Genomic DNA, 15,348 nt, shown 5'->3' on the forward strand with positions numbered 1-15,348 from the left:
GGCCATGGGCCCCCGCCGCAAAAATCCCGCGCGGTTCCCGGCCCCTCGGGCCGGGAACCGCATCGGCCGCCGCGCCGCCGCGCCGCTGGCGGCCCTGCTGACGGGCCTGCTGTCGGGCCTACTCCTGCCCGCCGCCGCGCAGGCGCAGATCAAGGTCCGCAAGGCCGACTGCTTCTTCGCGGCCGACGGCAGGACCGTCATCGACGGGGTCTGCGAGTTCCTGACCGACGCGCGCAGCTACGGCGTGGGCGGGTTCCGCCTCGCCACCTACACCGACGGCTACCTGCGCGACGGCGTGGTCGTGTCGGTGACGGCGCCGGGCCAGGGCACGGCGACCTGGAACCGGGAGCCCGGCGGCAAGCCCGAGGACGGTCCCGCCGACGGCGTCACCGGGGAGGGCGCCTGCTGGACCGGGTCCCGGAGCCGGATCTGCGCCTGGAAGGTCGGCGAGGGCCGCCCCGGCTTCGGCGGCGCCTCCGCGGCGGCGCCCGAGGCCGGCGCCCCGCGGGCCGCCGACTGCTACCTCGAGGTCGCCGGCGATGTCCGCCTCGACGGGGCCTGCCAGTTCCGGTCGGAGACCGGCCAGACCGGCGCCCGCGGCTTCGAGATCCGCTCCTACGCCGCGGGCAAGCTCGACGTCGTGGCGCAGCTCGTCCGCGACCCGCAGAACCCGCTGAGGGCCACGGCCTTCTGGAACGGGTCGTCGGGAGGCCTGCGCGCCGCCGAGGCCCTCGGTGCCCTGTCGCCGAGCGGCCCCTGCTGGGACAATGACGGCGTCCGTCTCTGCGTCTGGCAGCCCGGCCAGCCCCGCGGCGGCTGGGACCGGCGGGACGGCGGGACCGCGCCGGCCCGCGACCGGCCGGCCGAGGCCCGGGCTCCGGCCCCGCCCGACACGCCGCCGTCGCCGTCGCAGCCTCCGCCTGGCGACAGCGCGGAGGCGCGCGATCCGCCATCGGGCACGTTCCTGAAGCTGTCCTTCAGGGGCCGCTGCGAGTCCCTGATGATGGACGGGGAGGACCTCACCGCGACCTGCGCCCCGGAGGCGGTGAACACCTCCGTCGTCGGCAGCCCGAAGGCCGGGTTCATCTTCGGCACCACCGACGGCAAGGCCATGGCGTTCCTGGCCTCGGCCAAGGGCTTCGTCGAGGGCGGCACCCTGCACCAGCCCGTCGACGAGGTGATGTACGCCGAGCGCGACCAGTCCACCTTCAAGGTGAAGGGCACCTGCGAGATGCCCAATCCGATGGGCGGCCCGGTGGTCATCACCTGCGACGCCCGGTCGGCGAACAGCACCTACGCGGTCCGATTCCGCACCGACGGCGGCAAGCCGGTCCTGACCCGCGGCGACCCGAAGTGAGGGCCCCGCCGCGGACCGGGACCACCCGTCCCGCAATTCGAGGAGGATCCATGGCACGACGCGTCGCGACGACGGGAGCGGCCGGCGCCGCCGGGATGCTCGCCGGCTTCCTGGGGCTCTGCCTCGCCGGACCGGCGCTCGCGGGGTCCACGAGCGTGACCGCGCGGCCCGGGCAGCGGGTCCGCCTCGACGGCTACGCCACCCACGAGACCCGGCCGGGCTGCCCGTCGGTTCCGGCGGCCGCGATCGAGCTGGTCACGCCCCCGCGCGGCGGACGGATCGAGCAGCGGCGCGAGTTCCTGGTCCTCGGCCAGAACATCGACGGCACCCCGTCGCGGGACGGCTGCCAGGACGTCGAGCGGGACGCGCGGACGCTCTACTACACGGCCCGGCCGGACTTCTCCGGCCAGGACACGGTGTCGGTGATCGTCACCTTCGTCACCGGCGAGGAGGCCACCTACACCTATCGGATCACGGTGCCCGCGGGCGAGGGCAGGCGGGCGCCGGCGGTGTCCCAAGCGCCCGCGCCCCGCGACGCCGGCCTCGCGCGGCCGGCCCCGACGGCGCGGGGCCGCCTCCGGCCGAGCGGGCGGCCCCGGCTCCGGCCCGATGCCCGGGAGGCCAGCACCGGCGACTTCCTGCGCGACGCGGTCCGCGGCGCGGTCCGGCCACCCGGCGGCGCCGGCCGCGCGCCCCGAAGGCCGCCGAAGCCGCGGCACGGTACTGGCACGCCCGCACCGCCGCAGCAGCTGGCACCGCGCGCCCGCCGCCGCGCCGCAACTCTGACGCGTCGCCGACGGCCGGATCGGCCGCCCGCGCCCATCGCCAAGCCGAGGACGAGTCCCGTGCATCAGCGCCTCCGAACGACCCGCTTTGCAGCACGACCCGGCCGCGGCGGCGCGCCGGCGCCGCGCCCTCGTGCGGCGCTCGGTTCGGCGCTCCGCCCGCGCTCTGCTGCCGCTCTGCCTGCCGCTCTGCCTCACGTTCTGCCTCGCCCTGCCGGCCCGCGCGGAGGTGGAGAGCAAGACCGCGCGCCCCGGCCAGCGGACCTTCCTCCAGGGCTTCACCTACTACTTCGCCACGCAGGGGTGCCGGTCGCGGGCGGCCACGATCGAACGGTCGGCCGCCGCGCGGCGGCCGCATCGAGCAGCGGCGCGAGTTCCGAATCCTCAGCGCAAGGTCGACGAGACGGGGCGCAGATCGGCAGCTGGACGGCTGCGAGGACGCCAAGAAGGATGCGATGTCGCTCTATTACACGGCGCGGCCCGACTTCTCCGGACTCGACACCCTGTCGATCGACGTCACCTTCGGGACGGGTCGACGGTGCCGTACACGTTCGGATCCGTGCCGCGGGCGAGCCCGCCGCCCCGGCGGTGTCGCAGGCGCCCGTCCGCGCGCGGGCGGCGCCGGGCAGGGGCGCCCGCCCCGGGCGAGTCCGCCCCGGCCCCCGGGAGGCCGGCACCAGCACCGGCGACTTCCTGCGCGACCACGGTCCGCGGCGCGGTCGCGAGCCACCGACGTCGGAGGGGCGCGCTCCGGCGCGGCCCGCGGGCCGAGCCCCGCACGGCGCGCGATGGCGCCGCCGCCGCGCCCCGGCCACGGCCGCGCCGCAGCTCTGAGACCTGCGGGGCCGGCGCGGGCGGGCCTCCCGCACCCGTACGGACCGACGCCCGACCGGGACCCGGCCGCGCAGGTCCGCCAAGGCCACGGCAGAACGATGTGAGGGCCGACCCACATGGGATCGATGCGGACCGCGTCGCCGTATCGGCCGCCCGTCGACGCGGCCGGCGGCCGCAGCGCAGTCGGGCCCGGATGGCGACCGGCTCCGGGCGCGCGCGATGCCGGATCGGGCGAGCCGGATCCCTCGTGGCCTGTCGGGACGCGGTCCGCAGTCGATCCCATGTGGCGTCGGCCCCACATCGTTCTAGCCGTGGGCCTTTGGCGACCGCGCGGCCGCCGGGTCCCCGGTCGGGCGTCGGTCCGTACGGTGCGAGGAGGCCCGCCCGCGCCGCCCCGCAGGGTCTCAGACGCTGCGGCGCGGCCGGTGGCCGGGGCGCGGCGGTCCCGGCGCCATCGCGCGCGGCTGCGGGGGCTCGGCCCGCGGTGGCCGCGCCGGAGGCGCCGCCTCCGACGCGGTGGCCTCCCGACCGCGCCGCGGACCGTGTCTGCGCAGGAAGTCGCCGGGTGCTGGTGCCGGTCTCCCGGGGGGCCGGGGCCGGACTCGCCCGGGGCGCGGGCGCCCCCTGCCCGGCGCCGCCCGCGCGCGGGACGGGCGCCTGCGACACCGCCGGGGCCCGGCGGGGCTCGCCCGGCGGCACGGTGATCCGGAACGTGTACGGCACCGTCGACCCGTCCCCGAAGGTGACGTCGATCGACAGGGTGTCGAGTCCGGAGAAGTCGGGCCGCGCCGTGTAATAGAGCGACATCGCATCCTTCTTGGCGTCCTCGCAGCCGTCCAGCTGCCGGATCTGCGCCCCGGTCTCGTCGACCTTGCCGCTGAGGATTCGGAACTCGCGCCGCTGCTCGATGCGGCCGCCGCGCGGCGGCCGGACCAGTTCGATCGTGGCCGCCCGCGACCGGCACCCCTGCGTGGCGAAGTAGTAGGTGAAGCCCTGGAGGAAGGTCCGCTGGCCGGGGCGCGCGGTCTTGCTCTCCACCTCCGCGCGGGCCGGCAGGGCGAGGCAGAACGTGAGGCAGAGCGGCAGGCAGAGCGGCAGGCAGAGCGGCGGGCGGAGCGCCGAACCGAGCGCCGCACCGAGGGCGCGGACGCCGGCGCGCCGCCGCGGCCGGGTCGGTGCTGCAAAGCGGGGGTCGTTCGGGAGGCGCTGATGCACGGGACTCGTCCTCGGCTTGGCGATGGGCGCGGGCGGCCGATCCGGCCGTCGGCGACGCGTCAGAGTTGCGGCGCGGCGGGCGGGCGCGGCGGTGCCAGCTGCTGCGGCGGTGCGGGCGTGCCAGATACCGGTGCCGCGGCTTCGGCGGCCTTCGGGCGCCGGGCGCGCGCCGCGGGTGGCCGGGACCGCGCCGCGGACCGCGTTCGCGCAGGAAGTCGCGGTGCTGGCCGCTCCGGGGGCATCGAGCCGAGCCGGGGCCGCCGCTCGCGAGCGGCCCGCGCCGTCGGGCGCCGCGCTGAGCCGCGTCACGGGCGCGGCGCTGGACACCGCGGCGCCCGCCTGCCCTCGAGCGGCCACGTGATCCATAGTGATAGGTGGCCTTCGCCGGGACGAAGGTGACGATCACCGACGCGTTGTCCTGGAGAAGTCCGGCCGGCCGTGTAGTAGAGCGTCGCGCGTCCCGCTCACGTCTTGCAGCGTCCCGCCGACGGATGCCTCGATGGTCTGGCGAGGACCAGGAACTCGCGCGCTGTCGATCGTCGCCGCGCGGCTGACCAGCTGATGCGCCGCCGCGAACGCGGGCAGCCGCCGGGTCTCGTGGGTGGCGTAGCGTCGAGGCGGACGCTGCCCGGCCGCGGTCAGCTCGTGGACCGCGAGGCCGGTCCGCGAGCAGACCCAGGAAGCCGGCGAGCATCCGGCGCCCGGCCGCTCCCTCGTCCGACGCGCTCGTGCCATGATCCTCCTCGATTGGACGGTTGGTCCCGCCGCGCGGGCTCACTCGGGTCGCGAGGTCAGACCGGCTGCCGCCGTGCGGGCGGAATCGACCGCTAGGTGCTGTTCGCCGACCCGGCGTCGCAGGTATGACCACGGCCGCATCGGATTGGCATCTCGCAGGTGCCTTCACCTTGAATGTGGACTGGTCGCGCTCGGCGACATCCCTCGTCACGGCTGGTGCAGAGGTGCCGCCCTCGACGAAGCCCTGTGGCCGAGCAGGAACGCCATGGCTTGCCGTGGTTGCCGAGATGAACCCGCCTTCGGCTGCCGACGACGGAGGTTCACCGCCTCCGGGGCCAGGTCGCGGTGAGGTCCGTCCCGTCCATCATCAGGACTCGCACGCCCTAAGGAAGCTTCAGGAACGTGCCGATGGCGGATCGCGCGCCTCGCGCTGTCGCAGGCGAGGTGCGACGCCGACGGCGGCGGTCGCGGGCGAGCCCGGCCTCGGCCGGCGGTCCGCGGGCGGCGCGGTCCCGCCGTCCCGCCGGTCCCAGCCGCGCGGCTGCCGGGCTGCCAACGGCAGAGCGACGCCGTCATTGTCCCACAGGCGGCCGCTCGGGCCAATCCCTTTGCTCCTCTCCTTTTCCCGATGCAGGGAGGAAAGAAGGGGAAATTGTCCCGAGGGCGCCCTGCGGGCCAATACGGCGTCGCTCTGCGTCTGGCAGCCCGGCAGCCACGGCGGCGACCGGCGGGACGGCCGGGACCGCGCCGCCCCGAACCGCCGCCGAGGCCCGGGCTCCGTCCCGCGACGCCGCGTCGCTCGCACTCCGCCTGCGACAGCGCGAGGCGCGCGATCCGCCATCGGCACGTTCCCTGAAGCTGTCCTTCGGGCGCTGCGAGTCCTGATGATGGACGGGACGGCCTCACCGCGACCTGCGCCCCGGACGGCGGGAACCTCCGTCGGTCGGCAGCCGAGGCCGGTTCATCTCGGCAACCACGGCAAGCCATTGCGTTCCTGCTCTCGGCCACAGCGCTTCGAGTCGAGGGCGGCACCCTGCACCAGCCGTCGACGAGGGATGTAGCCGAGCGCGACCAGTCCACCTTCAAGGTGAGGGCACCTGCGAGATGCCCAATCCGATGGGCCCGTGGTCATCACCTGCGAGCGCCGGTCGGCGAACAGCACCTAGCGGGTCCGATTCCGCACGACGGCCGGCAAAGCCGTCCTGACCCCGCGAGCCCGAAATGAGCCCGCGCGGCGGACCACCCGTCCAATCGAGGAGGATCATGGCACGACGCGTCGCGACGACGGACGGCCGCGCGCCGGATGCTCAGCCGGCTTCCTGGGCTCTGCTCGCCGACCGGCCTACGGGGTCCACGAGCTGACCGCGGCCGGCAGCGTCCGCCTCGAACGCTACGCCACCCACGAGACCCGGCGGCTGCCCGCGTTCCGGCCGGCCCGCAATCAGCTGGTCAGGCCGCCGGCGGCGACATCGACAGCGCGCGAAGTTCCTGGCCTCGCACAGAACATCGAGACCGGCGCGGGACGCTCCAGGACGCGACGGGACGCGCGACGCTCTACTACACGGCCGGCCGGACTTCTCCGCATGGACGAACGGCCCTGTCGGTATCGTCACCTTCGTCACCGGCGAAGGCCACCTATCACTATCGGATCACGTGCCCGCGCGAGGGCAGGCGGGCGCACGCGTGTCCAGCGCCGCGCCCGCGACGCGGCTCGCGCGGCGGCCCGACGGCGCGGGCCCTCCGCCGAGCGGCGGCCCCGGTCCGCTCGATGCCACCCGGTGCCAGCACCGCGACTTCCTGCGCACGCGTCCGGGGCGCGGTCCCGGCACCCGCGGCGCCGCCCGGGCCCGAAAGCCGCCGATGCGCGGCACCGTATCTGACGCCTCGCCCGCCGCAGAGCTGCCTGCAGCGCCCGCCGCCGCGCCGCAACTTGACCGTGCCGACGGCGGATCGGCGCCCTCCATCGCCAAGCAGACGTAGTCTGATCAGCGTCCAACGACCCCCGCTTGCGCACCGACCCTGCCGCGCGGCGCGCCGCGTCGCGCCCCGGTGCGGCGCTCGGTTCGGCGCTCCGCCGCGCTCTGCTGCCGCTCTGCCTGCCGTCTGCCTCACGTTCGCTCGCCTCGCCCGCGCGGAGGTGGAGAGCAAGACCGCGCGCCCCGGCCAGCGGACACCTTCCTCCAGGTTCACTACTACTTCCCACGCGAGGTGCGTCGCGGGCCGCCAGATCGAACTGTCGGCCGCGCCGGCGGCCGCATCGAGCAGCGGCGCGAGTCCGAACCTCAGCGGCCAAGGTCGACGAGACCGGGGGCAGAAGCGACTCCGGGCGCTGACGGCTGCGAGCCCAAGAAGGATGCGATGTCGCATATTACACGGCGCGGCCCGAGCTCTCCGGATCGACACCCGTCGATCGCGTCACCTTCGGACGTCAGACGGTGCCGTACACGTCCGGATCACCGATGCGCCGGGAAGCCCCGCCGGCCCCTGCGGGTTGTCGCAGCCCCGTCCGCGCGCGGCGGCCGGGCGGGCGCCCGCGCCCCGGGCGAGTCCGCCCCGGCCACGCCCGGAGGCCGGCACCAGCACCGGCGACTTCCTGCGCGACACGTCGCGGCGCGGTCGCGGAGCCACCGACTCGGGCGCCGCCGTCCGGCGCGGCCCCGCGGCAGCCCCGGCACGCGCGCGTGGCGCCGCCGCCGCGCCCCCGGCCAGGCCGCGCCGCAGCTCTGAGACCCTGCCGGGCCCGCGCGCGGCGGCCTCCGCACTCCGTACGGACCGACGCCGACCGGACCGGCCGCCGCAGTCCGCCAAGGCACGGAGAACGAGTGAGGGCCGCCCACATGGATCGATGCGACGCGTCCGCCTATCGGCCGCCCGTCACGCGGCGGCGCCGGACGCGGCAGTCGGCCCCGGATGGCGACCGCTCCGGGCGCCGCGCGATGCCGATCGGGCACCGGATCCCTCGTGCTGTCGCGAGCGGCGGCTCCGCTTGCTCCGGCGCGGGCCCGATGCGAGTCAGATGCGAGTTAGATGCACAGTCATGACGGGGCGGCCGTGACGCCTCCTGGCGCCCCGTGGCGCGTCCCCCTGCGCCCGTCTTCGGCCGGCGATCGACTGCCGCAAGGCGGCCAGCCCGCTCGAGCGCATGATCTGCGCCGACGCGGCCTCGGAAGCCGACGCCGCCTGGGTTCGACTAATGGCCGCGACTGCTTGCCGGCACGAGCACGACGCCGGATCGCCCGATGCTGGTCGCCAGCCAGAAGCGCTGGGTGGCGGCCCGGGACACGCGGCTCGGCGACCTGGACGCGGCCGGCGCTCCGTCCGACCCCGAGCCGCACCGATCGGCTGGCGCGATCCGGCAACGGACCAGGGACCTGTCCGCCGTCTCGCGAGCATTCGCCCGGCCGCACTGGATCGCGGCGGCGCTGCGGCAGCGGGCCTTCGCGGCGCGGTTCACCGGCGGCCCCTTCGCGGGGTTCGACGCGGTGCCTTCCTGCGTCGCGGCAGACGGGCTACGGCTGCTCGGCAGCCGCCCGCTACCAGAACGGCGACGGCTGCCGCGTCGCGACTGGGCGAGCGGCCACACCACCGAGGCGCGCACGGTCGCGCGAGTCGTCGACGAGGCCGAGCACGGTCGCGCCGGCACATCGGCGGGAGCGACGACGCGGAGTGCCGGGTCCGGCAACCGCGCGGCCGTGACCGGCCCCGCGCCCCGGCCGCCGGCGCGGCAGGCGCACCCGCCGGCCCCCGGGCCGTGCTCGACGTCGAACTGGCCCCGGACGCCGAGGCCGAGACCTGGCTCTCGACCTGCCTGACGACCCCCTACGCGCCCGACCCGCCGGCGGCCCGACGGACCGGCAGCCCGCCCGCCTGCGGCACCCCGACAGCTGGTGACGATGAACCGCGCCCAGCCCCGATCCGGCCCCCGCTCCCGTCCCTGATCCTGTCCCTGATCCAGCCTCTGGGCCGTCCCGCAGGCGTGGCGTTCGGGTCGCGGCGCTGACGCTCGGCCTGATGCTCGCCGGACCGGCCGCCGCGCAGGAGGGCCCGGGCCGCGGTCGCCTCCGCGTGAAGGGCCTCGCTCATGCCCCTCGCGAGCTGCCGCGGCCCCGGGCGGGCGGCCGCCGCGCCGGCTGCCCGGGCGAGGTCGCCCCGGCGCAGTCCGAGGCGGCGCGAGCCGTTGCCGCCCGGGACTGGTTCGTCCTCGGCGAGGCGGCCTGCGCCAGCTACCGGCCTCAGCTTCGCACGCCTCACAGGGCCGAGCGCAACCTCTTCTCGCGACGCAATGTCGGCCTCTCGACGGCGCGCTCGTTCCCCTCGGACGTGCGGCCGGACCGGCGCGGTCGGCCGCATCGCGGCGCGGGCCGGCGGCGTGCGCCTCTGGGACGGCGAGCTGTCGCCCGCCCCGGTAGGCGACCTGACGCTGCGCGCGGACGGCACCCTGTCGCTGGAGCCGCCGGCAAGGTCATCGTTCGGCGGCCCGGGTCGATCCCGCATCCGCGGGGCCCCGATCGACGAGCCCGGAGGCGCTGATCGCGCGGCGGACGCCGGTAGGGCTGCGCGAGCGCGAGCGCGGGGAGCGGATGCGCCCGGCGCGGCGTGATCGAGGTCGACGGCTGTTCCGGGACCGGCCTCGCCTATTGCAGCTTCCGGTATGCCGGGGCCGCCGGCACGCTCTCGGTGACGACGACGGGCGAGGGCGATCTGCCCGAGGTCCACGAATACGGGATCACGTGCCGATGAGGCGGATCCTGCGGGCGCTGACGCTGATCGCCGCGACGGGCCCGACCGCCGCCGTCGCGGCGCCCGCACCGCCCTGCGCGGCCGACGCCGAGCGGCAGGCCCTCGCGCTGCTGCGCTTCCGCGGCGACGGCGACGCGCGGGCGACGGTCGATCCCGCTTCCGTCCGGTCCGTCGGCACCGCCGCCGTCCCCGTCGGACCGCGCTCGGGGATCAGTGGCGCGAGCACGACAAGGGCGCGTAGTCGGATCCGGCTGATCGCCGCCGATGACGCGGGGCCCGGGCCGAGGCGCAGGATCTCGAGCGCTCCGATCCCTCCTGAGCACCGCACGCCGCCCGGCGCACGGGCCGCGGGCCTCGTCCTCAGCGCGCGCCGAGGCAGCCGGTCCCGGGCGCCGGCAGGACCAGCCAGGCGCCGCCCGCGTAGAGGCGCCGGACCGCCCCCGGCGCCGCGGGCCGGAGCACCAGATACGCGCGGCCGGCCGAGACCAGGGCGCCGTCGTCGGCGGCCGCCAGGGCGGCGGGGTTGCCGAGCGCTCACGCCATCACAGGCTGGACCGCAGAGGGCGGTCGGCCGGGTCACGCCAGCACCGGCGAGCGCGCCGCGTGCGCCGACCGGCAGCCGCGCCGCGACGCGATCGGTCTGCATGCTCGAACCGGCCCCCCGCGGCCTCCACGGCGCGGATCTGCGCGACGAGCTGCTCCACCGCGGTGTCGTAGCCGACGCGCTGCCAGCCCGGCTCGGACTGGATCGGCATCGCGAACAGCGGCTCGGCCCCCGCGAGGGTGACCGCCCGGGCCCCCGAGCGAGGACGTGGTGAGGATCGCCGGCCGGCTGCTCCGGCAGGGTCCGCCCGGGCGTCCAGGCGGACGAGCTCCGTGAAGGCCCGTAGCGCGCGCCTCCACAGCGGCCGGCGCCGTCGGCCGACGGCCCCGAGGAAGGCGATGCGCGGGTCGGCGGTCGCATCGCCCGCGTCGAGCCCCGCCACGACGCTGCGGATCGTCAGGCCGGCCGGGTGCATCCCGGCGAGCCACGCGATCCCCCGCGCGTAGGCCCAATTCACCCCGTACTGCAGGGTGAGGGCGCCGCGCCGCTCGACCGCCCGCAGGGACGGCGTGAACGGGACCTCGTGCCAGAGCCGGGCCAGCTCCGCGTCGAACGGGTAGCGGTACCAGGGGGTCTGGCGCAGGAACGCGGCGTAGTCCGCGAGCAGCCGCGCGTTGAACCGGTCCTCGTCCGCGGGCTCGGGCCCCCGCCACCGCGCGGTCAGCGCCCCGACGGTGCGCTCGTAGGCGCCCTGGATCAGCATCTCGGCCGTGAAGCTGAGGCCGATCACGTAGTTGGTGACCTCCTGGCCCGCGGTGACGTCGCCGGTGCGCCCGGCCGCCCGGGTCGCCCCGCACAGGCTCGTCCAGGAGCCGGCGGTGGCCGCCCCGTAGTCGAAGGCCGATTCCGAGGCGGATCGCGTCACCCCGGCGAGGTCCGCGTAGGCGTGGACGATGGCCCATTCGGGGAAGGTCAGGTAGCTGTCGCCGGCCGCGCGCTTGTAGCCGTCGGGGGCGATCCCGAAGCGCGAGCCGCTCCCCGCACGGCCCTGCAGGGCGGGGTCGGGCGCGGCCGCGCAGCCCCCCTCGATCGCCGCGACCGGCAGGGCGCAGGCAGCAGAGCGCCAGGCGGCGGTCCGCCCAGCGGGCCGCGCCGCCCGGCTGAGGGCTGGTGGGCCGCGCGGCTCCGCTCGACCGTGGCGCGCCCGCCACGGCCACCAGCCGAGCACCACGCCGGCGAGCCCCAAGCACAGGTGCGGGCCGTTCGAGAGGAACGGGCCGTCCTGAAAACCCTTCAGGAACAGCGACAGGTCGAGGAAGCTCGACCCGGTGAGCACGCCGACGACGCCGTCGAGGAGGTAGATCGCCCCGAAGGCGCGCAGGAAGGTCACGGCGGCCGACCGCGACCACAGCGCGGCGCCCCACAGATCGGACGAGGACGGGCGGTCTTTGAAGACGTTCGACCGAACGCTCTGAGACGCTCAGCCGCGTCCCGGAAGGCCGGGACGTAGTCGGTGGCGGCGGCGAACAGCAGGATGGCCGCGAAGGCGAGGGCGGCCGCCCGGGGAAGCGAGACTGTCATGCGGATCCTCGCGCTCAGGCCATGTAGGTCGACCACAGGGCGTTCCGGAACAGCAGCCCCGGATCGTAGCGGCGCTTGGCCGCCACGAAGGTGTCGAGATCGGGATAGGCCCGGGCCATCTGGTCGCGCCGGGCGTGCAGGCGGTAGGGCAGGTAATAGGCCCCGCCGATCGCCACGACGCGCTCGATCAGGGCCTCGGTCATGCGCATCATCGCGGCCTCGTCGCCGGGGGTGAGCCCCTGCGAGAACGACATCACCGCGCCGATGCGCGGGGCCGGCGCGTAGGCCAGCCTCGAATCCGGGTCCGCCGCGACGTAGCGCAGGGTGACGTTGAGGCAGTCGCAGCCCGAGCGCGGGATGGTCTCGCGGCAGGCGGCGAGGAACGCGTCGAAGCGCTCGGGCGGGACGAAGTACTCGTGCAGGATGTCGGTGCGGCCAGGGTCGCGCGAGGCGAGGTTGGCCACCGGCTCGTTCATCAGGCTGTTGCGGGTGGCGAGGCCGGGATCCAGGGCCGGGTTGAGCCGGGTCTCGGCGATCCAGCGGGCGCGCTTGCCGAGCTCGCTGCCGACCTGGGCGCGGTAGATCTCCCGCGAGACGGCCGAGAACGCTCCCTGCGCGGCCGCCGCGGGCAGGACCTGCGGCGGGTGCTCGGCCTCCGCGTAGGTGACGAGGATCGCCTCGTCGAAGAACCCGGCCCGCGCCACCGAGAGGCGGCCGTAGGCCATGCGCAGCCGCGCGTCGCGCGCCACCGCCGCCGCGAGGGCCGGGGCGAAGGCGGCGGCCGGCATCACCGCGAAGGTCGGCGTCAGGAGGCGGTTCGGCACCATCTCGACCACGAGGTCGACCAGGACGCCGAACAGGCCGTAGCCGCCCATCGCCAGCCCGAACAGCTCGGCGTTCTCGGTGCGGGAGCAGGTCACGAGGCTGCCGTCGGCCAGGATGAGGCGGAGGGCGCGGACCGTGGAGCCGAACGGGCCGTACGGCGCGGGCCAGCCGTGGGCGTTGACGCTGAAGGTCGAGCCGACCCCGAAATCGCTGTTCGACTGCATCACCGCGGGCGAGAACCCGATCCGGTCGAGCTGCCGGATGACCTGCGCCCAGCGCGCGCCGGCCCCGACCCGGTAGAGGCCGGCGGCGGTGTCGGGCTCGATCGGGCCGCCCTCCAGGGTCACGGCGGTCCCGTCGCGGGCGAGGCTCTGTCCGCCCATGGAGTGGCGGGCGACGCCGACGGCGACCGGCCGCCCGGCGGCGGCGGCGTCCCGGATCTCGGCGCGCATGGCCTCGATCAGGACGTCGGTCGAGCCCGTCGGGAGGACGGCGTGCCGCGTCACCGGGGTCGGGTTGAGGCCGCTCGCGTCGTTCAGGATGGTGCGCGGGGCGGCCCGGGCCGCCCGCGGCAGCAGCGCGGCGGCCGCCGCGGCGCCGCCGCCCGCGAGGATCCCGCGCCTGCTCGGTCCCGTTCCGGCCATGCCCGCCCTCGATGCCCGCCCTCGATCCGCGCCGATGGGGCGACCGGATCGCCCGCCGGAGAACTCTGCGACGGGTCCGGATCCGGCGGCGTGAGATCGCGCACGGTGCGCCGCCCGCCGGTGCGACGCGGGGCAATCAGCAGCAAGGGCAGGGCGCGGTCAACAGCCCGGTGGCGGACCGTTCCGGCCGTCGGCGGATCTCCAGGACGGAGGCAACCCGGACGGCGCTCGAACCGGTCTGGACGCTGTTCTTGAAAACTCTGGCGCGCCCTACGGGAATCGAACCCGTGTTTTCGCCGTGAAAGGGCCGCCACGAGACAAAGCGGACAGAAGTGAACTCCACACTTCCCTCTGTGCGCTCGCTTTTTTCGTCTCCCGCTATCATAGTTGGCCTCACTGTCTGTGTGAGACGCTCTGTGAGACCGATCGATGTCAAAGCCTAGCAGCTTCGATAGTGTCGCCAAGCGGGTCCGGCTTCCGTCAGCCAAGAACCCACGCTGGCAGGGTGTTTCGGGAGGCCGAGGCGGCGTCAGCCTGGGCTACCGCAAGCCAGCGCGAGGACCGGGTACCTGGATCGTCAAGCTGGTGATTGATGGGAACCGCGTCGAGCAACGCCTCGCCCAAGCTGACGATCCTGGCTCGGATCCGGATGCGCTCTCGTACCCAGCTGCCGTGACGGCAGCCATCGACTGGGCGCGCGCTCAGGTACGTCGTCTCGACGGTGAAGGGGAGGGGGCCGATGCCGAGGTCCCGACCGTGCGTACGGCCGTCGAAGCCTATGTCGCCACTCGCTCAGAGCGTGCCCCCACAGCGGGGAAGGACGCCGAGAAGCGCCTCGGAAAGCACGTCCTCTCCGATCAAGCCTTCGCCGAGACGCAGTTGGCGAAGCTCAACGCGAGCACCATCCGGACTTGGCGACAGCGTCTATCGAGCGAGTTGCAACCCACGACCGTCAACCGGCTGCTGAACGACCTGCGCGCTGCGCTCAACGCAGCCGCAGAACACCATCGTCGCGTGCTTCCAGCCACGCTTGCCGCCGAGATCCGTGCCGGTACGAAGGCGAACTCGGCAGGGTCGAGCGCGCGCAAGCAGGTCCTGCCCGATGCTGAGATCCGCCGCCTTGTCGACGCGGCCTTTGCTGTCGACGAGACCGGCGATTTCGGGCGGCTCGTTCTGGTCATGGCAGCCACGGGGGCTCGCCACTCTCAGGTCGCCAGGATCACTGTGGGCGACGTGCAGGTCGCGCGTGGTCGGATCATGGTACCACCCTCGAACAAGGGCCGCGCCGGTAAGCGCCCGACGCCGATTGCCGTGCCGGTCGGAGCCGACGTGATCGAGCGGCTCCAGGTTGCCCTTGCCGGCCGGCGCGGACACGAGCCGCTTTTGCTGCACTGGCGCCATCGACAGGTCGGACCCGTTACCTGGGAGCGGGTTGACAGGGGGCCTTGGGCCACGGCCTCGGCAGCGCTGCGCCTATGGGACAGAGCCCGGACCCGCGCAGAGGCGCCTCCTGGGACAGTCATGCTATGCCTGCGCCATAGCTCGATCGTACGGGCGCTGAGTGCCGGCGTGCCGGTGAGGCTCGTCGCGGCGTTGCACGACACCAGCGTGCAGATGATTGAGGAGCACTACTCCGCCTACATCGTCGAGGCGACGGAGGAGATCGCCCGTCGAGCCGTCACGCCCCTGGCGCCGAGCGCAGTCGCTACGCTGCAGCCTGTCGACGGAGCCGCAGCGTGACGGAGCGGCAGCGCGCCAAGAAGAAATGGACGAAATCCGGCAAGCTCCGCGGTCGGCCGCCCGGAAGCCGGTCCTACGATCCGGAAACGAGCCGCTCTGGCGATCCCCCAGTTCGAAAACCCGAGAGACGCGGGCGCCCACCTGTGGCGCTGAAGCCGATGATCTTGCGCATCATCCAGATGGAGATTGGCTTCCGCCAAGCCAATTTCGCGAAGCAGCTGGCCGAAGCGGCAGCAGGGAATGCGATCAAGGAAGAGACTGTGAAGCGGCGGCTCCGCCGGGACCGCAGCGAGGCACGCAAGCGGCAGGAGCGTCGGAAAGATAGCAGATGGACTTTCGAATGATTAT

The 15,348-nt window shown here is 75.0% G+C and carries 8 protein-coding genes; 6 read left to right on the forward strand and 2 right to left on the reverse strand.

The window, feature by feature from the left end; translation table 11 throughout:
* Nucleotides 1-4: 4 nt before the first annotated feature.
* The 4 genes from BKE41_RS08435 (at nucleotide 5) to BKE41_RS31125 (ending at nucleotide 9,666) form a co-directional block, all read left to right on the forward strand.
* Nucleotides 5-1,357: a hypothetical protein gene (locus tag BKE41_RS08435; RefSeq protein WP_070999077.1), complete on the forward strand. Its 1,353-nt coding sequence runs from the start codon at nucleotides 5-7 to the stop codon at nucleotides 1,355-1,357.
* A 2,184-nt stretch (nucleotides 1,358-3,541) separates the two neighbouring features.
* The gene (locus tag BKE41_RS31120; RefSeq protein ID WP_070999079.1) at nucleotides 3,542-3,772 is read left to right on the forward strand and encodes a hypothetical protein; all 231 of its coding nucleotides are present in this window, start codon (nucleotides 3,542-3,544) and stop codon (nucleotides 3,770-3,772) included.
* A gap of 4,905 nt (nucleotides 3,773-8,677) precedes the next feature.
* Complete coding sequence (locus tag BKE41_RS31585) at nucleotides 8,678-8,926, forward strand: hypothetical protein (RefSeq protein ID WP_199825835.1); 249 nt, start codon at nucleotides 8,678-8,680, stop codon at nucleotides 8,924-8,926.
* Between the two features lie 596 nt (nucleotides 8,927-9,522).
* Nucleotides 9,523-9,666, forward strand: a complete 144-nt coding sequence (locus BKE41_RS31125) for a hypothetical protein (RefSeq protein WP_159392739.1) — start codon at nucleotides 9,523-9,525, stop codon at nucleotides 9,664-9,666.
* Between the two features lie 542 nt (nucleotides 9,667-10,208).
* Here BKE41_RS31125 and BKE41_RS32580 read toward each other — a convergent pair.
* A complete protein-coding gene (locus BKE41_RS32580) occupies nucleotides 10,209-11,600 on the reverse strand; it encodes a hypothetical protein (protein WP_348628364.1) in 1,392 nt (463 codons plus the stop codon).
* A 205-nt stretch (nucleotides 11,601-11,805) separates the two neighbouring features.
* Complete coding sequence (locus tag BKE41_RS08460; RefSeq protein ID WP_070999083.1) at nucleotides 11,806-13,260, reverse strand: FAD-binding oxidoreductase; 1,455 nt, start codon at nucleotides 13,258-13,260, stop codon at nucleotides 11,806-11,808.
* Between the two features lie 585 nt (nucleotides 13,261-13,845).
* On the opposite strand from BKE41_RS08460, the gene BKE41_RS08465 reads away from it, so the two are divergent.
* Nucleotides 13,846-15,000 (forward strand): tyrosine-type recombinase/integrase, encoded by a 1,155-nt coding sequence (locus BKE41_RS08465; protein ID WP_245295928.1) that lies wholly within the window; start codon nucleotides 13,846-13,848, stop codon nucleotides 14,998-15,000.
* Complete coding sequence (locus BKE41_RS31130) at nucleotides 14,997-15,344, forward strand: hypothetical protein (RefSeq protein WP_127991233.1); 348 nt, start codon at nucleotides 14,997-14,999, stop codon at nucleotides 15,342-15,344. Before BKE41_RS08465 ends, BKE41_RS31130 begins: the two co-directional genes overlap by 4 nt.
* Nucleotides 15,345-15,348 lie beyond the last annotated feature (4 nt).

This window comes from Methylobacterium sp. C1 (assembly GCF_001854385.1).
GTDB lineage: Bacteria > Pseudomonadota > Alphaproteobacteria > Rhizobiales > Beijerinckiaceae > Methylobacterium > Methylobacterium radiotolerans.

What these genes read in the sequence shown, in the direction of transcription:
- BKE41_RS08435 (WP_070999077.1), top strand. Translation starts at nt 5, where the DNA reads ATGGGCCCCCGCCGCAAAAATCCCGCGCGGTTCCCGGCCCCTCGGGCC.
- BKE41_RS08460 (WP_070999083.1), bottom strand. Translation starts at nt 13,260, where the DNA reads ATGGCCGGAACGGGACCGAGCAGGCGCGGGATCCTCGCGGGCGGCGGC.